At 66.8% G+C, this 19,737-nt stretch carries 21 protein-coding genes; 9 read left to right on the forward strand and 12 right to left on the reverse strand.

The genetic code is table 11. From position 1 onward, the window contains the following. Window positions 1–123: 123 nt before the first annotated feature. Both HTS88_RS12970 and HTS88_RS12975 read left to right on the forward strand, forming a co-directional pair. The gene (locus HTS88_RS12970) at window positions 124–645 is read left to right on the forward strand and encodes a DUF6328 family protein (RefSeq protein ID WP_174178986.1); all 522 of its coding nucleotides are present in this window, start codon (window positions 124–126) and stop codon (window positions 643–645) included. A 2-nt stretch (window positions 646–647) separates the two neighbouring features. Next, window positions 648–1,310, forward strand: a complete 663-nt coding sequence (locus tag HTS88_RS12975) for a DUF6766 family protein (RefSeq protein WP_174178988.1) — start codon at window positions 648–650, stop codon at window positions 1,308–1,310. An 81-nt stretch (window positions 1,311–1,391) separates the two neighbouring features. Here the strand turns inward: HTS88_RS12975 and HTS88_RS12980 are convergent, their stop codons facing one another. From HTS88_RS12980 to HTS88_RS13000, 5 genes are all read right to left on the reverse strand, one after another. Continuing rightward, window positions 1,392–2,516: a glycerate kinase gene (locus HTS88_RS12980; protein ID WP_174178990.1), complete on the reverse strand. Its 1,125-nt coding sequence runs from the start codon at window positions 2,514–2,516 to the stop codon at window positions 1,392–1,394. 87 nt (window positions 2,517–2,603) lie between these two features. Continuing rightward, entirely contained in the window at window positions 2,604–3,413 is an 810-nt protein-coding gene (locus tag HTS88_RS12985; RefSeq protein ID WP_174178992.1) for an SDR family oxidoreductase, read from the reverse strand. A 100-nt stretch (window positions 3,414–3,513) separates the two neighbouring features. Beyond that, window positions 3,514–3,933 (reverse strand): hypothetical protein, encoded by a 420-nt coding sequence (locus HTS88_RS12990; RefSeq protein WP_174178994.1) that lies wholly within the window; start codon window positions 3,931–3,933, stop codon window positions 3,514–3,516. A gap of 89 nt (window positions 3,934–4,022) precedes the next feature. Continuing rightward, on the reverse strand, window positions 4,023–4,169 hold the full coding sequence (locus tag HTS88_RS12995; protein WP_174178996.1) for a hypothetical protein: 147 nt from the start codon (window positions 4,167–4,169) through the stop codon (window positions 4,023–4,025). A gap of 157 nt (window positions 4,170–4,326) precedes the next feature. After that, window positions 4,327–5,097, reverse strand: coding sequence for a class I SAM-dependent methyltransferase (locus HTS88_RS13000; protein WP_174179060.1), 771 nt, complete (start codon window positions 5,095–5,097; stop codon window positions 4,327–4,329). A gap of 259 nt (window positions 5,098–5,356) precedes the next feature. Between HTS88_RS13000 and HTS88_RS13005 the strand changes: the two genes are divergently transcribed. The 3 genes from HTS88_RS13005 to HTS88_RS13015 all read left to right on the forward strand — a co-directional run bounded on the left by HTS88_RS13005 (window position 5,357) and on the right by HTS88_RS13015 (window position 9,791). Then, window positions 5,357–6,997, forward strand: a complete 1,641-nt coding sequence (locus HTS88_RS13005) for an ATP-binding protein (protein ID WP_343044957.1) — start codon at window positions 5,357–5,359, stop codon at window positions 6,995–6,997. An 18-nt stretch (window positions 6,998–7,015) separates the two neighbouring features. Continuing rightward, window positions 7,016–8,563, forward strand: a complete 1,548-nt coding sequence (locus HTS88_RS13010; protein ID WP_174179000.1) for a putative bifunctional diguanylate cyclase/phosphodiesterase — start codon at window positions 7,016–7,018, stop codon at window positions 8,561–8,563. Between the two features lie 166 nt (window positions 8,564–8,729). After that, window positions 8,730–9,791, forward strand: coding sequence for an EAL domain-containing protein (locus tag HTS88_RS13015; RefSeq protein WP_217432576.1), 1,062 nt, complete (start codon window positions 8,730–8,732; stop codon window positions 9,789–9,791). A gap of 61 nt (window positions 9,792–9,852) precedes the next feature. On the opposite strand, the gene HTS88_RS13020 is transcribed toward HTS88_RS13015, so the two are convergent. Further along, the gene (locus HTS88_RS13020) at window positions 9,853–10,074 is read right to left on the reverse strand and encodes a DUF6480 family protein (protein ID WP_174179002.1); all 222 of its coding nucleotides are present in this window, start codon (window positions 10,072–10,074) and stop codon (window positions 9,853–9,855) included. A gap of 140 nt (window positions 10,075–10,214) precedes the next feature. On the opposite strand from HTS88_RS13020, the gene HTS88_RS13025 reads away from it, so the two are divergent. Next, window positions 10,215–10,664 (forward strand): hypothetical protein, encoded by a 450-nt coding sequence (locus HTS88_RS13025; protein ID WP_174179004.1) that lies wholly within the window; start codon window positions 10,215–10,217, stop codon window positions 10,662–10,664. A 94-nt stretch (window positions 10,665–10,758) separates the two neighbouring features. Here the strand turns inward: HTS88_RS13025 and HTS88_RS13030 are convergent, their stop codons facing one another. The 3 genes from HTS88_RS13030 to HTS88_RS13040 all read right to left on the reverse strand — a co-directional run bounded on the left by HTS88_RS13030 (window position 10,759) and on the right by HTS88_RS13040 (window position 12,843). Then, window positions 10,759–11,562, reverse strand: coding sequence for a glycerophosphodiester phosphodiesterase family protein (locus tag HTS88_RS13030; protein WP_174179006.1), 804 nt, complete (start codon window positions 11,560–11,562; stop codon window positions 10,759–10,761). Between the two features lie 45 nt (window positions 11,563–11,607). Beyond that, window positions 11,608–11,874: a hypothetical protein gene (locus HTS88_RS13035; RefSeq protein WP_174179008.1), complete on the reverse strand. Its 267-nt coding sequence runs from the start codon at window positions 11,872–11,874 to the stop codon at window positions 11,608–11,610. Between the two features lie 150 nt (window positions 11,875–12,024). Then, window positions 12,025–12,843, reverse strand: a complete 819-nt coding sequence (locus HTS88_RS13040; RefSeq protein ID WP_174179010.1) for an HAD family hydrolase — start codon at window positions 12,841–12,843, stop codon at window positions 12,025–12,027. Between the two features lie 142 nt (window positions 12,844–12,985). On the opposite strand from HTS88_RS13040, the gene HTS88_RS13045 reads away from it, so the two are divergent. After that, a complete protein-coding gene (locus HTS88_RS13045; protein ID WP_174179011.1) occupies window positions 12,986–13,852 on the forward strand; it encodes a GyrI-like domain-containing protein in 867 nt (288 codons plus the stop codon). Between the two features lie 54 nt (window positions 13,853–13,906). Here the strand turns inward: HTS88_RS13045 and HTS88_RS13050 are convergent, their stop codons facing one another. The 3 genes from HTS88_RS13050 to HTS88_RS13060 all read right to left on the reverse strand — a co-directional run bounded on the left by HTS88_RS13050 (window position 13,907) and on the right by HTS88_RS13060 (window position 17,498). Beyond that, on the reverse strand, window positions 13,907–14,737 hold the full coding sequence (locus HTS88_RS13050) for an IclR family transcriptional regulator (protein WP_174179013.1): 831 nt from the start codon (window positions 14,735–14,737) through the stop codon (window positions 13,907–13,909). 100 nt (window positions 14,738–14,837) lie between these two features. Then, a complete protein-coding gene (locus HTS88_RS13055; protein ID WP_174179015.1) occupies window positions 14,838–16,091 on the reverse strand; it encodes an aminopeptidase P family protein in 1,254 nt (417 codons plus the stop codon). Between the two features lie 63 nt (window positions 16,092–16,154). Further along, window positions 16,155–17,498, reverse strand: a complete 1,344-nt coding sequence (locus HTS88_RS13060; RefSeq protein ID WP_174179017.1) for an MFS transporter — start codon at window positions 17,496–17,498, stop codon at window positions 16,155–16,157. Window positions 17,499–17,997: 499 nt separating this feature from the next. Here HTS88_RS13060 and HTS88_RS13065 point away from each other — a divergent pair, with 499 nt between their 5' ends. Both HTS88_RS13065 and HTS88_RS13070 read left to right on the forward strand, forming a co-directional pair. Further along, window positions 17,998–19,083 (forward strand): S-(hydroxymethyl)mycothiol dehydrogenase, encoded by a 1,086-nt coding sequence (locus HTS88_RS13065; protein ID WP_174179019.1) that lies wholly within the window; start codon window positions 17,998–18,000, stop codon window positions 19,081–19,083. Further along, the gene (locus HTS88_RS13070) at window positions 19,083–19,700 is read left to right on the forward strand and encodes an MBL fold metallo-hydrolase (RefSeq protein ID WP_174179021.1); all 618 of its coding nucleotides are present in this window, start codon (window positions 19,083–19,085) and stop codon (window positions 19,698–19,700) included. Before HTS88_RS13065 ends, HTS88_RS13070 begins: the two co-directional genes overlap by 1 nt. The last annotated feature ends 37 nt before the right edge of the window (window positions 19,701–19,737 follow it).

Here is a 19,737-nt window from a genome sequence, read left to right on the forward strand (position 1 = left end):
AGTCCACCGATCGGAGCGAATAATCAGTAAACTTATCAAATGTAGGTCGCGGTGCAACGCCTGCCGTGTTTCCGGGCACGGGAAGAGCAGAAAGGGAGCGGGCAGGCGGAGGAAGGAGAGGCAATGTCCGAGGTGGAGGATTACACGGGCAGGACGGGCAGGAACGAAACCCGTGAGGAGCAGCTGGACCGCAACTGGGCCGAACTGCTGCAGGAGATGCGGGTGCTGCAGATGGGCGTCCAGATCCTGGCCGGATTCCTGCTCACGCTCCCCTTCCAGGAGCGCTTTGAAATACTTGACGATTTCCAGGTTGGCCTCTACCTCACCAACGTGGTGATTGCTGCGCTCACCACCGCGCTCATCCTCCTTCCGGTCAGCGTGCACCGGAGGCTCTTCCGGAAGCGGCTCAAGGAAACCCTGGTAGCCAGCGGGGACACCATCGCAAAAATCACCCTTGCGGGAATCGCGCTGTTGAGTGCGGGTACCGCTGCGCTGGTTTTCGACGTGACCGCCGGACGTACGGCCGGCCTCACAGCCGGCGGAGCGCTGATGGCGGTGATGGTGGTCCTGCTGGTCTACGTCCCCGTACACCTGAACAGGCGCGCCGCCGCGGGGCAGGGATCGCCCCACCCGAACGGGGAATAGCCATGGCCAGGTGGATCAAGGAGCACGGGCTGCTCCTGGTCAATGCCGGGCTGTTCCTGGCTTTCCTGGCCGGGATGATCCTGACGGGGGCAGCCAACTACAGCGAGGAACAACAGGCGCACGGGGGCTCCGCCGTGTCAGTCCTGCAGTTTATGGCCACCGGGGAATTCGTTGAAGCCACCTTTGAAAACTGGGAGAGCGAGTTCCTGCAGATGGCCATGTACGTGGTCCTGACGGTGTTCCTGTTCCAGAAGGGCTCCTCCGAATCCAAGCCGGTCGGCACAGCCGCGCCCCAGGATGAGGATCCCCGCCAGGCCGCCATCAGCAAGGCCACCCCGTGGCCCGTGAAGCGGGGCGGCGCCGTGCTGAAGGTGTATGAGCATACGCTGTCGATACTCCTGTTTGCCCTCTTCCTGGGATCGTTCGCCGCGCATGCGCTGGGCGGCGCGCAGGCGTACAACGAGGAACAGCAAAGCCACGGGCAGCCCTCTGTCACCGCCCTCCAGTACATGGGCACCAGCCGGTTCTGGTTCGAGTCCTTCCAGAACTGGCAAAGCGAATTCCTGGCCGTCGCCGTCCTCGTGGGGGCGTCCGTTTACCTTCGCGAGAAGGGGTCGCCGGAATCCAAGCCCGTTGCGGAACCCCATCACGACACCGGCACCTGAACCGATGTTCCAGGGTCACTGTCGCGCCGCGGGTCATTGGCGGGAGCGCCCCGCTGACCCGCCCAGGTTTCCGCCGCGCTGCTAAGCGCCCTCGAGGACCTGGCTTGTTGCCCACGCCAGGTACTTGGCGGCATGGGCGACGGCGTCCTGGGGGCTGGGAGCCACGTCCAGCAGCTGCGCGGCAGCCACCACCCCGTGTTCAGCAAGCTCCTCGGGCGTCACCAGGATGCGGCCGGCCACGACGATGACGGGAATCCCGCGCTCCCGTGCCGCGTCGGCGAGCGCGATGGGCGCTTTTCCGGTCAGGGACTGCGAGTCCATGGAGCCTTCCCCGGTGATCACCAGGTCCGCGTCACCCAGTTGCCCGGCCAGGCCGGTGAGTCCCGCCACCAGCGCGAAGCCGCCTTCCAGCGTGGCACCGGTGAAGGCAAGGAACGACGCCGGGAAGCCGCCGGCGGCGCCGGCGCCTGGGACGTTCACGTCCCGGCCGGTGGCCTCACGGAGGATGGACGCCCAGTTGCGGAGGCCGGCGTCGAGCAGTTCCACGGCGTCGGCGTCCGCGCCCTTTTGCGGCGAGAAGACGTGCGCGGCGCCGGACGTTCCATAGAGCGGATTCCTGACGTCCACGGCGATCCTGAAGGTGGTGGCGGCAAGCCGGGGATCCAGCCCGCTGGTGTCCAGTGCCGCGACATCGGCAAGTGACCCGCCACCCAGGGGCACCACGTTCCCGGCGGAGTCGAGCGGCTTAAGGCCCAGGGCGCGGAGGGCGCCACTGCCGCCGTCCGTCATGGCCGATCCGCCCAGGCCAAGCACGATCTCCGTGGCTCCGGCGTCCAAGGCAGCCGCAATGAGCTGTCCGCAGCCGTAGCTGTGGGCCCGGAGCGCGTTGGCCGGGGTGGGCTCCATCTCTGCAAGGCCGGAGGCCTGGGCCGTTTCGATGACAGCGGTGACCTTGCCGTCGTCGGCCTTGTTGATGGCCCACGCGGCGCCGAGGGGGGCGAGGATGGGACCGACCACGGCGTTGAGCCGTTCCTCGAAGCCGGCGGCCACTGCCGCCTCCAATGTTCCCTCGCCGCCGTCGGCAATGGGGAACTGGGTGGCAACGGCCTCCGGGTACACGCGCAGCGCGCCTTCCGCGATGGCAGCAGCGGCTTCAGCCGCCGTCAGGGAACCCTTGAACTTGTCCGGAGCAATAAGAATGCGCATGCGCTCCATCATGCCAGCAGTCGACGGGAAAGCGCTTGCCGAATCCGTCATCCGGACAGCTCGCCCACCGCACCGCAGCCGTACGGCCTACCCTTCGCGCCACTCCTGGCTGGTGATGTGGGATCCGGCCTGCGGCCCCATCTGCAGCATCCCGCCATCCACCGCCCAGGAGGCGCCGTTCACGTAGCTGGAAGCAGGCGAGGCCAGGAAGGCAATAACGGCGGCAACTTCCCGCGCGTCACCGGGCCTGCCCAGCGGGACACCCGGCCGGTCCTTGGTGGCGGCGTCCTCATTTTCCTGTCCGGTCACGGGTGTGGCGATCTCCCCCGGCGCCACACTGTTGGCAGTAATGCCGTGCTCGGCAAGCTCAAGCGCCAGGGTCTTCATGAGTCCGCCGAGGCCGTGCTTGGACGCGTCGTAGGCGGCGGCCCCTACCCTCGGCTGGAATTCATGGACGCTGGTGACGGCAATGAGGCGCCCGCCCCGGCCCGCCTTTACCATCCGGCGGGCAGCGGCCTGGAGGCACACAAACGCGCCGTTGAGGTTGGTGTCCAGGGTGCGCATCCAGGTGTCGACGTCGATGTCCAGGAACTTGGTCCCGTCGCCGGTTCCGGCATTGTTGACGAAGACGTCCACTCCGCCCAGCCCCTCCGCCAGCTCGTCGACGACGGCCGCGGCGGCATGGAGGTCAGTGGTATCAAGCTGCCGCACCACGGCCTTGCGGCCCAGGCCGCGGATCTCTTCCGCCGTACCCTCGGCCCCGGCCTTGTCCGAGTGCCAGGTGACGCCCACGTCCATTCCTGCCCGGGCCAGGGCGAAGGCGGCAGCCTTGCCTATGCCGGAGTCCGATCCGGTCACGATGGCGGTACGTGGCGTGAATCCTGCGGTGTCATGCATGGCGGCAGCCTTTCAGTCGGTCATGCATCCAACGCGTGGAGCATTCAGGTGGTGGGGCATTCGGTGGACGAAGCCTTCAGCGGGAGATGGCTCCAGCGGCTCAGGCCGGGCGGCGGAGCTCCGGCGACGGCGGGTACTCGCCGTTCCGCGGAGCTTCCGGCTCTTCCGGCACGGCCATCAGCGGGACTGCGAACGTCACCACCGGGCGGCCTTCCGGATCATCGGCCGACCGGATGGTCAGGCTCCTGGTGCCCGGGGGCACCGAAGGGGTGAAGGTCTGCAGGTTCCGGGACTCCAGCGTGGCCGAGTCCCGGAAGGAATACTCGGTGCCGAAGTGGTCCTGCAGGATAAGGCGCGGCTCGGGGCCGTCGGCGGAGGCCAACTGGATGTTGACCACCAGCCCGGTAGCCCAGATTTCGACCGAAAGGATGGTGAACTCCGTGCGGTGGGTGACGTGCTGGCCGTAGGTCGGCGGCAGCAGCATCCCCCGAAGGCCGCCGGAGGGAATGAGTTTGCGCATCGTGGTTCCTGTAGGTTCTGGGGCCGACGTTGGCGAAGCGGCGCCGGCCTGGAAGCCGGTGCCGGGCAGCGCGCGGCGGGCGGGGTGGCTTAGGCGTGGTCGCGGCCGGCGTTTTTCGGGCGGAAGAGCGGACCGCTGCGGGCCCTGCCGTCGCGGGGGCCGGCACCCAGGCCTTCGCCATGCCAGCCTGATGCAGGGCCGCTGATCCTCTTGCCCTTGCCCTTGCCCTGTTCCACGGTAGCCAGCCTTTCCCCCGGAAGCTCTAACTAGTAAGACTACTTACCATGTAGCCTCCGGATCCTCCCTCGTGTCAAGGGCTTTGGATCTCTCTTGTGGAACAACTGTGGGGATCACCAACAGGAACCCGACAGCCCCCGGGGCGTGAACCCCTGCCTAACCCCGCGGGCGCAGCACAGCGAAATAGCCCGGAACCCGGCTTTGCCCGTCCACCCCGGTCGTCGGGTTCGTTTCGATGGCCACCTCACCGTCGGCCAGGAGTTCCCAGGCCTCCGGCGGAAAGGCCCGCGAGCGCTCGTCCGGGCCGAAGTGGCCGGGCATGGGCAACCCGCGGATGGCCCGTTCCAGCGGGGCAGGGATGCTGCGGGTTGTGGCGCCGAGGTGGGAAACATACTGCACCGGGTTGCCTTGGAAATTGGTCTCCGCCAGGAACACCGTGCCGCGGCGTCCGGCCAGGAGCCGCAGGTTGTCCACCATTGCCGCCTGGTCCGCTGCATCCAGGACGTGAAGGACGCCCCTGATGAAGACGTTCGCGTCGCCTTGGACGCTGAGTGCCCGCGCCGCTCCGGTCCCGGTCATGTCCAGGGCCTGGTAACGGACCTTGGCTGCACCCCTGCCGGCCTGGGTCTCCGCGTCGGCATGGGCTACGGCGTGCCCGGATACGTCCACGCCCACGGCCTCGGTAAAAACGCCCGCCAGCGCCCTGGTGAAACGGCCATGCCCGCAGCCCACGTCAATGACGGGAAGTTCCCGGTCCAGGTATCGGAGCAGGACGTCCCTGTAACCAAGGAATTCGTTGTCCGTACCCGGGTCCCAGAGAATTTCGCTGCCGGCACCCTTCCCCCGGATGCCCGCCCAGTACGTGTCCCACGCCACCGGCCGGTCCTTGGGGGCAGAGCGGGACAGCCTGATGAGCTTGGGGAGCATCAGGTACTTCTGCAGGACGGAACGCACAGACTTTGCGGCTGGGGACTTCGCTGGGGAGGACACGGAAACAAATATAGGTGCCCCGCCACTCCCGGACGCGACCTGCCGGAATGTTGCAGGCCGCATGTCCGCGATTCCGGCACTTACCCGCCCGCGCGGGGCCGGGGAAAGCCCACCTCCCACTTAACGTGCGGCTTTCACTGAGCCGCCCGTCCGGCGTCGCCATACAATGTACTCAACTGGGAGGGAAGGGGGCACTGTGGCGGCTGAATCGCCGAGTGACCTGCGTGCGCCGCGCACCGCCGTCGTGGCAGATCCCGACGGCGGGCGGCTGGAATTTTACGCCCGGACGTTGCGGGACGCCGGCTACAGCGTCCTGTGCGCGGGGAACGCTGACGAACTCACCGCTGCAGTGGATTCAGGCCAGCCCTCCGTGGTGGTTGTCGACGCCTCGCTCTCCGCCGTGGAAACGGCCGCGCCGGTCCTGGTGGTGGTGGACCTGTACAATCCGGCTGAGCTCGCAGCCATGAGTCCCGCCGGCATCCACGACTGCATCGCCAAGCCGCCGCCGCCCCGGGAACTGGTCCACCGGGCCACCGCACTGATCGACCAGGTGGCACGCCGCAAGGCCGCACGGCAGGAAACCGAAGCCCTCCGCGAACAGCTCCGGGAAGTATCCGCCGCTGTCCGGGCAACAAACGATCCGGAGGAAATAGCCCGCCTCGTGGTGGCCGGCTTCGGCCGGACGTTCAAGGCCGACCACGTCTGGCTGGCCACCTTCGAGGACAGCCGGGTTCCCCGCATCCAGGCCGCATGGAACAGGCCGGGGCTGGAACCCCTCCCGGAACAGGCGCTTCCGGATGAACAGTACTCGCGGCAGACGGCGGACCGGCTGTGGGCCGGCGCCGAGACAATGTCCACCGCCGGGACGGAGGAGCCTGCGGCGGGAGACGCCCCTGCACCGGGGATCGCCAACGCGGTCTCCTCGCTGGCGGTGCCCATGGGCGAGGGAAGCTCATCGCTGGGCATCATCTGGATCGCGATGCTTGACGGGCCGCGGACATGGTCCGGCACCGAGCTCGGGCTCTTGCAGCACGTGGCCGGCAATGCGGCGCACGGACTCATCCAGAGCCACCTGATCAGCAGCCAGCAGCAGGTGGTGAAGCAGCTGCAGCAGCTCGATAAGGCCAAAACCGACTTCCTGGCCACGGTGAACCATGAGCTGCGGACGCCGCTGACGTCCATCATGGCGTACCTGGACATGATCCAGGAGAGCACCGAACAGCCTGTCTCCCCCGAGGTCCACCAGATGCTGGACATCGTGGTCCGGAACACGGAGCGGCTCCGGATCCTGATCGAGGACATGCTGAGCGTCTCCCGCAATGGCCTTGACGACAGCCTGATGCACCTCACTCCCGTACGGCTGGGACACACCCTGGACCTGGTCGCGGCGGCACTTCGGCCCCTGGCCACGCAGCAAAACGTCACCATCGCCGTGGACCCGGTCCCGGAGGATCCGGAGATCCTCGCCGATGAGGTGCAGCTGCAGCAGGTCTTCACCAACCTGGTTTCCAACGCCATCAAGTTCACCCCGAGCGGTGGGCGGATTGAGGTGGGCAGCGAGTCGCACGCGGCCTCGGACGGCTCCCGCTGGGCCACCGTCAGCGTCGCGGACACCGGCATCGGCATTTCGAGCGACGAGATCGACCACGTCTTCACGCGGTTCTACCGGGCCTCCAACGCCATGACCGGAGCCATTCCCGGGACCGGCCTGGGGCTGGCGATCACCAAGGACATCGTGTCCCGCCACGGCGGCCGGATCGACGTGTCGTCCACCCTGGGCAGCGGCACCACCGTCACCGTCAGCCTGCCCCTTGATACCCGCAGCCAGGAAAACTGAGCACAATGCAGGAACACGATGTTTGCGGATAACGACCCGCGGCTCTCCCAGCTGCTGGAAGGCATTGTGCGGCTGGCGTCCGGCGACCTCACCTCCCGGATCGAGGTGTCCCCTGCGCGCGACGAGCTCGACGCGATCATCATGGGCACCAACCTGCTGGCCGAGGACCTGCAGATCATCTATGAGGAGCTCGAGCAGCGCGTGCAGGTGCGCACCCAGCTCCTCCACGAGGCCCACCTGGAAATGCAGAAGATGGCCATGCAGGACCCGCTCACGGGCCTGGCAAACCGTTCCGCCCTGATCGACGCACTCAAGGATGCGCTGGAGGCGGACGCCGCGTCCCCTTCCGGGGAGGGCCCGGCCCTCCTGCTGATGGACCTGGACGCCTTCAAGTCCATCAACGACAGCCTGGGCCACACCGCCGGCGACCACGTCCTGGTGACCGTGGGCGAAAGGATCCGCAGCGCGGTCCGTGAGTCCGACGTCGTTGCCCGCCTGGGCGGTGACGAGTTCGCCATCGTCCTGCCCGCGGCGTCCCCGGACCAGGCAGGCATCGTGGGGCACCGCATCCTGGCGGCCCTGGGCCAGCCGGTGGAGCTGCCCGGCCGCAGCGTGCGCTGCGGTGCGAGCATCGGACTCAGCGCCGGCGGCGCCGGCAAGACCCCGGAGGACATGCTGATGGAGGCCGACGTCGCCATGTACGCCTCCAAGGCTGAAGGCCAGAACCGGCTGCACCGCTTTGAACCCGGGCTCCTGCTGGTCCGCAGGCTCCGCAGCCAGCTGGTGGAGGACCTGCGTGCCACCCTCAAGGACGGCGGCCTCACGCTCTACTACCAGCCCGTGGTGGAGCTGGCCACCGGGCGGATCGAAGGCGTGGAGGCCCTGGTCCGCTGGAACCACCCGACACGCGGCTTCATCATGCCCGACGAGTTCATTCCCCTCGCCGAAGAGGCCGGGCTGATCTCCGAGCTGGGACTGTGGGTGCTCCGGGCCGCGGTGCACCAGCTCCGCGAATGGATCAACGCGTCCCTGGTGGACAGCCGGTTCTCCGTCCGGATCAATATCTCGGCCACAGACCTGCAGAGCCTGCAGTTCATCGAGGACGTCAGGAACGTCCTGAAGGAAACCGGCGTCAGGCCCGAACAGGTGGTCCTGGAGCTGACGGAAGTGGCAATCGTCAAAGGGAACGAGCTGGACCGCTACTCGCTGGGCGGGCTGCGGGGCCTGGGCGTCGGCATCGAGATCGACGATTTCGGCACCGGGTACTCGTCCATCAGTTATTTGCGCCGGCTGCCGGTGGACCGGGTCAAAGTAGACCGGTCCCTCATCACCGGCCTGGGAAGCGACCCCACCCAGCCGGCACTGGTGTCAGCGGTCCTGCAGCTCATCAGGGCCTGTGGGCTGGAAGCCGTGTGGGAAGGTGTGGAAACGGCAGAGCAGGCCGAGTTGCTGCGCGGCCTGGGCTGCCTCAGCGCCCAGGGCTATTTCTTCAGCAGGCCGGTCCCGCCTGAACAAATTCCGGCATTATTGGCGGGCCAGGCGGAAAGCGCAGCCCGGCAAGGGTAAAGTACTGCGCTTTTGTTTCCCGCGATATACGATCATCGTGCGGTGTCTGGGTTTTCGTCGCCGCGAAAATCAGGTTTCAGCATGGACACCGAATTTTAAAGGCGTTTGGAAATTGAACAACATCGGGGCCAATGGGTCATTACTTCGTCAACTGGGGGCGTAGCTAATGTCGGTTCGAATACAGGCATGGGGAATTATTGCCGCTGTGCTGGCGGATACTGATCCGTCCGGAGCGGCTGTCCGGCAGCGGTTGAGCAACAGCCTGGATGAGAATCCGGGAGTGCCGGAACGGGCGCTGCTCGAATATCTCCTCGATACGCGGCGCAGCGATGCCAACACCGCGGAAACGCTGGAGAGCGCGCGGGAAATGCGGCTCACCCCCGCGGTCCCGCCGAAAGTGGCGGAGCAAATCGACGCGATCCGCAGCATGTCACGCATCAGCGCGCTGCTCGAAAGCCAGATGCTGATGACCGCCTTCCAGCCCATCTACGGGCTGGAGGAAAAGAGCGTGGTGGGAGTCGAGGCATTATCCCGGTTCGTCAGCGATGACGGTGCCGCCGCGGAACTGTGGTTTGCCGAGGCCGCCGCCGTCGGCCTGGGCGCGAACCTGGAATTCGCCGCGCTGGGATCCGCTGCCGCTGCGGCGAAGTCGCTTCCCGGGAACCTGTTCGTATCCCTTAACATTTCGCCCGCTTCCTGTCTGGATCCCCGGCTGCCTGAATTGTTTGACCACATCGATCTCCCCATCAACCGTGTGGTGCTCGAAATGACGGAGACCGTCAAGGACGAGGAATACCCGCAGTTCATTTCCGCCATCAATCCGCTGCGTGACAGGGGACTGAGGATCGCCGTGGACGACACCCATTCAGGGGCGGGGGCGCTGAGCCGGATGGTGCACCTGCGGCCGGACTTCCTGAAGCTGGGCCGGAATGTCATTGGCGATGTGGACAAGGACGGCATCCAGCGTGCCCTGGCCGCCTGCCTGGTGGATTTCGCGGAACAGATCGGCACCACGCTTGTGGCTGAGGGGGTGGAGACCGTGGGGGAACTCAAGGTCCTCACCGAACTCGGAATCAGCGCCGGGCAGGGCTACCTGCTGGGCCGGCCCTCTGTCCGGCCCAAGGACTGGGCCAGCTGGAACGGCCGCCTGGACCTGGACGGGCTCAACCGCCACTTTGCCGGACGCGAGCAGGCCGGGGAGGCTTCGGTCGCCAGCGAACAGCACTGACCCGGCCGGCGGCGGCGCAGGGGCCCTCGGGACGGCGTCCGGAGGGCCCCTGCCGCGGGTGCTATTCGCTGTGGCCCTGGTCGCCGCTCATCTGGTCTTCCGCAGGCGGAGTCTCGCCCGGAGGCACTCCCCCGCCCGGTTCCAGCCCCGTGATGTTGCCTTCAGCGGGATCAGGATTCGACGAGTCGGCAGAGTCCTTCCCGCCTTGCCCGGTGCCGCCCGGCGGGGTCTTGCCCGGCTGGTCCGGGTTAGCGGGATCGTTTTCGGGATGGTAGCTGCTCATGGTGCTTGCGTCCTTCCTGCCGGGCCGCGGTTCCTTGCCCCGGCTCTGGACTAATTGTAAGCATGCTGATAATTCTGGAGGGGTAATGCTCCGGGCATCCGCTGGGGTGCCCGGCACGCAAGGTCGGAAGGAGCAGTCACATGGGTATCGGCGACAGCATCGGCAAGGCAGCAGAGAACGCCATAGAGGATCTGGCAGGGACATCAAAGCCCACTGAGACAGCGCATGTTCCCGAGCCCACGGACCCGAACGATGACGTGGAGGTCCACTCCTCCATCAGCGAAGGCTCCAACGCCCTGGAGGCGGAGAAGCAAAAGGTCCCGGGGCCCAATGCCGGAGCGGCTCCGGCCCCGGCCTCGGAATCCCCCTTTGGCGGGGACCTGGAGCCGGATGAGTCGGACGACGACGGCGGGCCGGCTGGCAGTGCGTCCGCACCGGCGGATGAAGCGGCTGCACCGGCGGGCGGATCGCCTGCGTCCCAACGCGCCGTCCCCGGGCCGGGCGGCCTTCCGGAGCCCAACCCGGACGAGCTGCGGGCCGACCCTTCAGAAGGCGACCAGGACCCGTCCACCAGCACTGGCCGCGGCTAGCAGCACAGTCCGGCGGGTAGCGGCACGGCCCGCGGCCGGCCCGAGGCCAGCGGGGGTCCGGGGCAATGCTGCCCGGACAGGGCTGCCGGCGCAGTCAGCCGTGCGGCCATTCCCCGCGTTCACGCAGCACTTCCCGGAGCAGGTCCGCGCGGTCCGTGACCAGTCCGTCCACGCCCAGCTCCAGGAGCCGGCGCATCTCGTCCGGGTCGTTGATGGTCCAGGCATGCACCACGAGGCCCAGGGAGTGCGCGCGCCGGACAAAGCCCGGCGTCACCACGTGCACCGGGCCATAGCCCACCGGCACCTGCAGGGCGTGGACTCCGCGAAGGTTCCAGCGCATGCTCCACCTGAAGACCGGCCCGGGAAGCAGGCGGCCCAGCACAGTGAACAAACCCACGGACACAACACCTGCCGAAGCCGCCACGGGCTGGCTCAGCAGCTTCAGCACCGCCCGCCGCCGGCGGTCCGAGAAGCTGGTCAGCAGTACCCTGTGGTGCACCTGGTGCTCTTCGATTGCGGCTGCGATGCTGCGGACCGAGTTCCAGTCCTTGACGTCCACGTTGAGCCGGACCCCGGGCAACTCCGCAAGCAGCTCGTCCCACCGCGGGATGGGCTCACGCCCGCCGATCCGCGCCTTGGCTACCTCATGGGCGGGGAGCTCGGACACCCGGCCGCTGCCGTCGGTGACCCGGTCCAGCGTTTCGTCGTGGAAGAGGAGCACCACGCCGTCGGCTGTGGTGTGGACGTCCGTCTCAAGGTAACGGTAGCCGAGGTCGACGGCGGCGCGGAACGCGGCCATGGAGTTTTCCAGGCCGTCCCGGGAAAAGCCGCGATGCGCCATCGCGATGGGTATCGGGGACCCGTCCGCGGCGGCATGGTCGAAGAACGGGAGCGTCACACTGCGAGCGTACTCCTGGAGCGCCGGCTGCCCGGCCAGGCAGCGTCAGTCCTCGTAGGCGGCTGCGTCTTCCTGGAGGACGATGTCCACACCGTCGCTGCAGTGCAGCAGCGTCCGGCCGCGGCCGCCGTCGAAATCGATCCACACCGCGGAGTGGTCGGCAGTGACTGCGTCGACCAGGCCGCCGGCCTCGAATCCCGGGGCGAGGAGCACGCGGACGCGGTCACCCGCAGCGAGTTTCTTCCAGTGCGGTGCGGGCGTTGCCTGGCGCGGCAGCGCGTCGGCGGTTCCAAGCTTCGTTTTTCTTGCCATTGTTACCCCTTGAGCCTGTTACCCGGAGCCGGGATGGAGGGGTTGGGCCCTCCATCCCCAAGGTTAGGGAGCGAAGGTGAACGCGAGGTGAGCGCCAGCTGTGAAAACGGCGCTGCGTCCGGCGGGCCGGGGAGGAAGTCCGGCCCGGAATCAGGAAATCTGTACGCCCAGCGAGGCCAGCCGGGACTCCAGAACCTGGGCCACGCCGTCGTCGTCAAAATGGGGCGCCTGCTGCCCGGCCGCGCGGATCGCCTCCGGGTGCCCGCTGGCCATGGCGTAGCCGTGCCCGGCCCAGCGGAGCATCTCGATGTCGTTGGGCATGTCCCCGAACGCCACCACGTCCTCGGCGCCGATGCCCAGGGCGGCGGCGTATTCGGCGAGGGTGACGGCTTTGTTGACCCCGGGCAGGGCGAGCTCGAGCATCGACACCCCCGGCGAGGAATGCGTTGCAGAGGCAAGATGTTCGACGGCGGGGGCCACCTCGGCGAGGAAGTCGTCGGCCGTGCCTTCGCGGACGATGGCCAGGAACTTCACCACGGCGTCGTCCGCTGCCAGCGTTTCGGCCAGCGGCGCCGGCGTGAATTCGGAGAGCAGCTCACTGGAGCCGTTTTCGATGAAGCCGGGTTCGAGGTGGAACCCCCCGAGCGTTTCGGCGGCGAACAGCGCGGCGGGACGCAGCCGTTTGATGACGCGGCGGACTTCCAGGACGGCGTCGAGGGTCAGCGTCCGGGCGGAAACGAGCTTGTCCGCCTCAAGGTCCCAGACGACGGCGCCGTTGGAGCAGATGACGGTGCCGGTGTGGCCGAGCTGGTCCTGCAGGGGGTGCAGCCAGCGCGGCGGGCGCCCGGTGACGAAAACGAGTTCGACGCCGGCGTCCCGGCAGGCGTGGAAGGCCCGGACGGTGCGGTCGCTGATTTTGCCATCGTGGCCGAGAATCGTTCCGTCTATATCGCTTGCTACCAACCGCATCCTGCCAGTCTACGTTGAGGTATGGGCCGGAAAACCCGTGGGGACCGGTTTACTGCGCTCCGGGTGAACGCGATCGAATCGAACCGCAATAGTTGGGTGCGGGGTGGCACATGCGCGCAGGCTTGTAGGTGAAGGGGGAACCGTGATCTCGGCGCTCAACCAACTCGTCGATTACATCGACGGTCACCTCACCGAGGAGATCGCCGTTGATGACCTGGCGGTCAGCCTCGGCATGACCGAGTACCACCTCCGCCGCATGTTCTCATCACTGGCCGGCATGCCGCTCTCCGAGTACGTCCGAAGGCGCCGCATGACGGTGGCGGCAACGGAGGTCCTCGACGGCGGCGAGCTGCTGGCAATCGCTGTGCGGTATGGCTACGGCTCTACCGAAGCTTTCAGCCGGGCATTCCGGTCAGTTCACGGCGCCGGACCCGGCGACGTGCGCCGGGACGGCGGGCCCCTTCGCACGCAACCGCAGCTCAGGTTCCGCCTGACCGTAGAAGGGAACACCCCGATGGACACCCGCATCGCAGACCGGCCGGCATTCCGGCTCATCGGCCATCCGGCCCGTGTACCCCTTATCCACCACGGTCCAAACCCGCACATCCAGGCGCACATCGCCTCACTGCCGGCAGCAGAGCACGACCGGCTCAAAGCACTGGGCAACACCGACCCCAGGGGCCTGCTCCAGGTGAGCGCCGACGTCGACCCGGACTACACGGAGGGCAGCGAGCTCACGTACCTCCATGGCGTGGCCGTAACCCCAACGACGCCGGCGCCCGGGGATCTCGACGCGATCGAGGTCCCCGCGGGCACGTGGGCGGTCTTCCGCGCCGAAGGGGCGTACCCTGCGGTTCTGCAATCCACCTGGGCATCCACAGCCACCGACTGGTTCCCGTCGAACCCGTGGCGGCTGCGCCCGGGCCCCTCGATGGTGGCAGTCCTGGATCGCAGCGCCGACTTCAGCACAGCAAGCTGCGAATTGTGGCTCCCGGTAGAACGTGCCTGACGGATCAGCCCCGCTCTCCGGAGGCGCTGGCCAGCCGGTACAGCCAGGCCCGGATCACTTGGTGTCTTTGGCCGCTTCAGGGCCGGCCCGCCGGGACCTTCCGCCCAGCCGGGCGGTGACCTTCGCTGCGGCGCCGGCGCAGGCCTCCCCCAACGCCTGCAGCCTGTCTTGGGACACCCGGAACCGGGGTGCGGGGATCAGGACGGCCGCCACCACCTCGCCCCGGTGGTCGAAGACGGGTGCCGCCAGCCCCACCTCATCAATGGAGGTTTCGCCGTAGTTGACGGCCCAGCCGCGCCGGATGTCGTCCTTGAGCCGGACCAGGTAGGCGTCCAGGCTGGAGTCATCCAGGCCCGGGTAGCTGATGGCCCCGCTGCTGAGCAGGGACCGGACCCGGGGTTCAGGTTCTTGGGCCAGGAAGACCTGCACCGAGGCGCTGAGGGCGTCGTTGTACCGTGCCCCCAGCGGGGTGGTGTGCTTAATCTGGTGGTGGCTGGCAATCTGCTCCACGCAGATGGATTCATCGCCGCTCCACACCATCAGTGCGCTTGTTTCGCCGGTCTGCTCCGAGAGCTCGCGGAGTACGGGATAGGCAACGCGGCGCTCCTCAAGCTCGGCGAGGAGCGGCCCGGCCACGGCAATCAGCCCCAGCCCGAGCCGGAACCGCCGCGTTTCGGCGTCCCGCTCCACCAGGTGCTCCTGCTCGAAGGTTGCCAGGATCCGAGAGACCGTGCTCTTGTGCAGCCCCACGCGGTTGGCGATCTCGGTGACGCCAAGCAGGGGCTCGTCCGCCGAGAATGTCCGGAGGACCGCAATCGCGTTGACGATGACGGAAGCGCCCTTGCTGTCGCCGTTGCCTGTGGTCTCGGATTCTGTTGCACTCATGGTGTTACCCATCATTCCCTAAGGGAGGGCCGGAAGCGGCGCCATGGGGATGACGCCGCTTCCGGGTGTTCGCCGGGCCTGGTGGAGCCCGTTGGGGACGTTAGGCGCCGATGATGTTGTACTCGGGTCCGAACGGGAACTTGGTGATGTTCTCCGCGCCGTCCTCGCCCACCACCAGGATGTCGTGCTCGCGGTACCCGCCGGCACCCGGCTGGCCCTCGAGGACGGTGATCATCGGTTCCATGGAGACCACCATGCCCGGTTCCAGCACCGTGTCGATGTCCTCGCGGAGCTCGAGTCCGGCTTCGCGGCCGTAGTAGTGGCTCAGGACGCCGAACGAGTGGCCGTAGCCGAAGGTGCGGTTGGCCAGGAGCCCGTAGCCCACGTAGATCTCGTTGAGCTCGGCGGCGATGTCCTTGCAGACGGCGCCGGGCTTGATGAGTTCCAGGCCGCGCTTGTGGACTTCCACGTTGATGTTCCACAGCTCCAGTGAGCGGGCATCCGGTTCACCGTAGAACAGGGTGCGCTCCAGCGCCGTGTAGTAGCCCGAGGTCATGGGGAAGCAGTTCAGGGACAGGATGTCGTGTTCCTGGATCTTGCGGGTGGTGGCCCAGTTGTGGGCGCCGTCGGTGTTGATGCCGGACTGGAACCACACCCAGGTGTCGCGGATTTCGGAGTCGGGGAAGGTCCTGGCGATTTCATGGACCATGGCCTCGGTGCCGATCAGGGCAACCTCGTACTCGGTGATCCCGGCGGTGATGGCGTTGCGGATAGCTTCGCCGCCGAGGTCGCCGATGCGTGCGCCGTGCTTGATGACCTCGATTTCCTCGGCGGACTTGATCATGCGCTGGCGCATGGCGGCCTGGGCCACGTCCACCAGGGTGGCGGACGGGAAGGCCGCCTGGATCTTGTTCCGGTTGTCCAGCGGCAGCGAGTCGTCCTCGACGCCGAGGCGGCGCGGGTTGATGCCGCGGGTCCGCAGGACTTCCTGGATGGCGAAGATGTAGTTGTCGCGGCGCCAGTCCGTGTAGACGATGTTGTCGCCGTAGCTGCGGCGCCAGGGCATTCCGGCGTCGATATTGGCGGTGACGGTGACGGTGTCATCCTTGGTGACCACCATGCCGTAGGAGCGGCCGAAGGTGGTGAAGAGGAAGTCTGAGTAGTACTTGATGGAGTGGTAGCTGGTGAGGACGACGGCGTCCAGGTCCTTCTCGGCCATGATGCGGCGCAGGCCGGCCAGGCGGCGCTCAAACTCGGTGTCGGAGAACGTGAGGCTCACCTTCTCGCCGTTCTTGAGGATCTTGGTGCGCTCGAGTTCGGCGACAGTGGTGGCGTTTTCGGTGGTGATGGTCATCGTGGCGATGCCTTTCTCTCGTGCATTTGTTGAGGTGCAGTTGGTTTTGGTGTGGGGGGGAAGCTATTCGTGCCGCAGGGGCTCTTTGCAGGTTTCCCTGGAGAGCGACACGGCAATGAGGGAGACGACGGCGGCAGCCACCAGGTACCAGGCCGGAGCCAGGTCGCTTGCGGTTGCGGCGATGAGGAGTGTCGCCATGAACGGGGCGGTGCCGCCGAACAGGGCGTTGGAGAGGTTGAAGCTGACCGCAAAGCCGCTGTAGCGCACCCGGGTGGGGAACATTTCCGCCAGGAAGCTGGGGAGTGTGCCGTCGTTGAGGGTGAGCATGGCGCCCAGCAGGATCTGGACCAGGACGATGACCAGGAAGTTGCCGGTGCCGAGCAGTGCGAAGGCGGGGACGGTCAGGACAATGAAGGCAACCGATGCGCTGATCAGCACCTTCTTGCGCCCGTACCGGTCCGAGAGCATGCCGGTGAGGAAGATGAAGCCGATGTAGGTGATCAGCGCGATGGTGGTGGCAAGGAATGATTCGGTTTCGCCCAGGCCCAGTTCCGAGGACAGGTAGGTGGGCATGTAGCTGAGGATCACGTAGAAGCCGACGGCGTTGAGCAGCACGGCGCCGACGGCCTGCAGCAGCTGCCGCCAGTGGTTGCGGAAGAGGCTGGAGACAGGGGCCTTGACGGCGTGGTCCTCGGCGGCCAGTTCACGGAATACGGGGGTGTCCTCAAGCTTGGTCCGGATGTACCGGCCGATCAGGCCCATGGGGGCTGCCAGCAGGAAAGGCAGCCGCCAGCCCCAGCTCTGCATCGCCTCGGTGGAGAGAAGGGTGGTCAGCAGGCCGGCCATGAGTGAGCCCAGGAGCAGGCCGGCGGCGGTGCTCGCGGGGACGACTGCGGCGTACAGGCCACGCCGGTTGGCTGGGGCGTACTCCACCAGGAAGGCCGAGGCACCCGCGTATTCACCGGAGGCAGAGAAGCCCTGGACCACCCTGATGATCAGGAGCAGGACGGGCGCCCAGATGCCGATGGTGTCGTAGCCCGGAATCAGCGCTATGCAGAACGTGGCTCCGGACATGATGAGGATGGAGAGGGAGAGTGCTGTCCGCCGTCCCACCCTGTCGCCGATGTGGCCCCAGACGAAGCCGCCGAGCGGGCGCACCAGGAAGGAGATGGCAAAAAGGGCGAAGGTCAGCAGCAGCCCGGTCTGCGGATCGGATTCCGGGAAGAAGACCGTTGCGATAGTGACGGCCAGGTAGCCGTAGACGGCGTAGTCGAACCATTCAACGAAGTTGCCGATGAAGCTGGCAGCGATGACCCGGCGCCGCGTTTCCTTGCTGACGGCACTGTCGGCAGGTGCGGGACGCGGGTCGCTCACGATGCTGCCCGGGGAGGAAGTTTCGTTACTCATATGTCCACCAAAGTGTTGTGGTTGCATTCAGCGCAACGCTGTTGCAACAGACTAAGGCGTGATGGCCGCCACAGTCAATGGTTTCGAGGCGGCGAATTACAGTTCCGGAAAAGGCCAATTTGAGGAGCGCCAAATCAACCCCAGCACTTGGGCCACACTTATGGGCTGGGGAGATTGAAACCCCAAGAGTTGCTTTGAATGCAATAGAGTTGCGGAAAGCTTGCGCACTAACCTCGCCCGCCCGGCGCCCAGGCAGGTCCAACCGCGCGGTTCTATTGACACCCACTACGGCGACTGACATATTTCGAGTAAGCGCTATACGCACCGTGTTGTGCATTACGCAATTGGGGAGGCCCGGACGGAGGGTCGGGGAGGCACGACCACCCGTTCGGGTGCCTGCCACCCGTCCCTTTGGGTAGCCGTCCGGAAGCGTCGCAGCTTCTAGACTTGGGAGTCGGGCCGGGATCTTTGTCCGGCCAACGAAAGGAACACAGGAATCATGGTTCATAAAGTCAAGGCAGTCATCGCCAAGGAAAAGAACGCTCCGGTGTCAGTGGAGACCATCCTGGTGCCGGATCCGGGCCCGGGCGAGGCCCTGGTGGACATCCTGACGTGCGGTGTCTGCCACACGGACCTGCACTACAAGCAGGGCGCCATCAACGACGATTTCCCCTTCCTGCTGGGCCATGAAGCCACCGGTGTGGTCAGCGCTGTGGGTGACGGCGTTACCTCCGTCGCCCCCGGCGACCGCGTCATCCTGAACTGGCGCGCCGTGTGCGGTGAATGCCGCGCGTGCGCCAAGGGACAGCCCCAGTACTGTTTCAACACCGCCAACGCCACCCGGAAGATGACCCTGGAGGACGGCACGGAGCTCTCCCCCGCACTGGGGATCGGGGCCTTCGCCGAAAAAACCCTCGTCGCTGCGGGACAGTGCACCAAGGTGGATCCCGAGGCTGATGCGGCCGCCGTCGGCCTGCTGGGCTGCGGCATCATGGCCGGCATCGGCGCCGCCATCAACACCGGTGAGGTCAAGCGCGGCGAGTCCGTGGCGGTGATCGGCTGCGGCGGTGTGGGCATCGCCGCGATCGCCGGCGCCAAGCTCGCCGGCGCCACCACGATCATCGCCGTGGACATCGACGCCAACAAGGTGGACATGGCCACATCCCTCGGCGCCACGCACGGCATCGACTCCAGCAAAGAGGACCCCGTCGAGGCCATCCGCGCCCTCACCGGAGGCAACGGGGCGGACGTGGTGATTGACGCCGTCGGCCGTCCTGAAACGTACAAGCAGGCGTTCTACGCCCGCGACCTCGCCGGACGCGTGGTCCTGGTGGGCGTCCCGACGCCGGCCATGCAGCTTGAACTGCCGCTGCTGGACGTCTTCGGCCGCGGCGGCTCGCTCAAGTCCTCCTGGTACGGCGACTGCCTGCCCTCCCGCGACTTCCCCATGCTGGTGGCGCACTACAAGCAGGGCAACCTGGACCTGGACGCGTTCGTGACCGAACGGATCACCATCGACCAGGTGGAGGAAGCCTTCGACAAGATGCACGAGGGCAAGGTCCTGCGTTCGGTGGTGGAGCTCTAATGGTCGCCATCGAGAACCTGGTCACCTCGGGGACATTTTCGCTCGACGGCGGCACCTGGGACGTGGACAACAACGTCTGGATCGTAGGCAATGACGAGGAGTGCGTGATCATCGACTCCCCGCACGACGCCGCCGCGATCATCAACCAGGTCCGCAGCCGGAAGGTCAAGGCCATCCTGCTCACGCATGCGCACAACGACCACATCGGTGCTGCCCGCGAGGTTGCCGACGCCGTGGGCGCCCCGATCTACCTGAACCCCGAGGACCTGGTCCTCTGGGAACAGGTGTACCCGGACGCGCACCCGGACCGGGAACTGGCCGACGGCGACGTGTTCGAAGTGGGCGGTGCAACACTGAAGGCCATCCACACCCCCGGCCATTCCCCGGGCTCCACCTGCTTCTACCTGGAAAGCGAAGGAACGGTCTTCACCGGAGACACGATGTTCAACGGCGGCCCGGGTGCCACAGGACGGTCCTACAGCGACTACCCCACCATCCTGGCCTCCATCCGGGAACGCCTGCTCACCCTCCCGCCCGGGACTGTGGTCCGCACCGGCCACGGGGACAACACCACCATCGCGGCCGAAACGGAAACGCTGGCGAAGGTTTCGCAGTAGCCGTCGAGCTGAGCATCGCGCGGGGCGCGCCGGGATT

The organism is Pseudarthrobacter oxydans (genome assembly GCF_013314975.1).
GTDB lineage: Bacteria > Actinomycetota > Actinomycetes > Actinomycetales > Micrococcaceae > Arthrobacter > Arthrobacter oxydans.

Coding starts and splice junctions, on each gene's coding strand:
- HTS88_RS13060 (WP_174179017.1), bottom strand. CDS start 17,498: ATGAGTAACGAAACTTCCTCCCCGGGCAGCATCGTGAGCGACCCGCGT.
- HTS88_RS12990 (WP_174178994.1), bottom strand. CDS start 3,933: ATGCGCAAACTCATTCCCTCCGGCGGCCTTCGGGGGATGCTGCTGCCG.
- HTS88_RS13040 (WP_174179010.1), bottom strand. CDS start 12,843: ATGCGGTTGGTAGCAAGCGATATAGACGGAACGATTCTCGGCCACGAT.
- HTS88_RS13065 (WP_174179019.1), top strand. CDS start 17,998: ATGGTTCATAAAGTCAAGGCAGTCATCGCCAAGGAAAAGAACGCTCCG.
- HTS88_RS13000 (WP_174179060.1), bottom strand. CDS start 5,097: ATGCTCCCCAAGCTCATCAGGCTGTCCCGCTCTGCCCCCAAGGACCGG.
- HTS88_RS13050 (WP_174179013.1), bottom strand. CDS start 14,737: ATGAGTGCAACAGAATCCGAGACCACAGGCAACGGCGACAGCAAGGGC.
- HTS88_RS13015 (WP_217432576.1), top strand. CDS start 8,730: ATGTCGGTTCGAATACAGGCATGGGGAATTATTGCCGCTGTGCTGGCG.
- HTS88_RS12970 (WP_174178986.1), top strand. CDS start 124: ATGTCCGAGGTGGAGGATTACACGGGCAGGACGGGCAGGAACGAAACC.
- HTS88_RS12985 (WP_174178992.1), bottom strand. CDS start 3,413: ATGCATGACACCGCAGGATTCACGCCACGTACCGCCATCGTGACCGGA.
- HTS88_RS13055 (WP_174179015.1), bottom strand. CDS start 16,091: ATGACCATCACCACCGAAAACGCCACCACTGTCGCCGAACTCGAGCGC.
- HTS88_RS12975 (WP_174178988.1), top strand. CDS start 648: ATGGCCAGGTGGATCAAGGAGCACGGGCTGCTCCTGGTCAATGCCGGG.
- HTS88_RS13025 (WP_174179004.1), top strand. CDS start 10,215: ATGGGTATCGGCGACAGCATCGGCAAGGCAGCAGAGAACGCCATAGAG.
- HTS88_RS13010 (WP_174179000.1), top strand. CDS start 7,016: ATGTTTGCGGATAACGACCCGCGGCTCTCCCAGCTGCTGGAAGGCATT.
- HTS88_RS13035 (WP_174179008.1), bottom strand. CDS start 11,874: ATGGCAAGAAAAACGAAGCTTGGAACCGCCGACGCGCTGCCGCGCCAG.
- HTS88_RS12980 (WP_174178990.1), bottom strand. CDS start 2,516: ATGCGCATTCTTATTGCTCCGGACAAGTTCAAGGGTTCCCTGACGGCG.
- HTS88_RS13020 (WP_174179002.1), bottom strand. CDS start 10,074: ATGAGCAGCTACCATCCCGAAAACGATCCCGCTAACCCGGACCAGCCG.
- HTS88_RS13070 (WP_174179021.1), top strand. CDS start 19,083: ATGGTCGCCATCGAGAACCTGGTCACCTCGGGGACATTTTCGCTCGAC.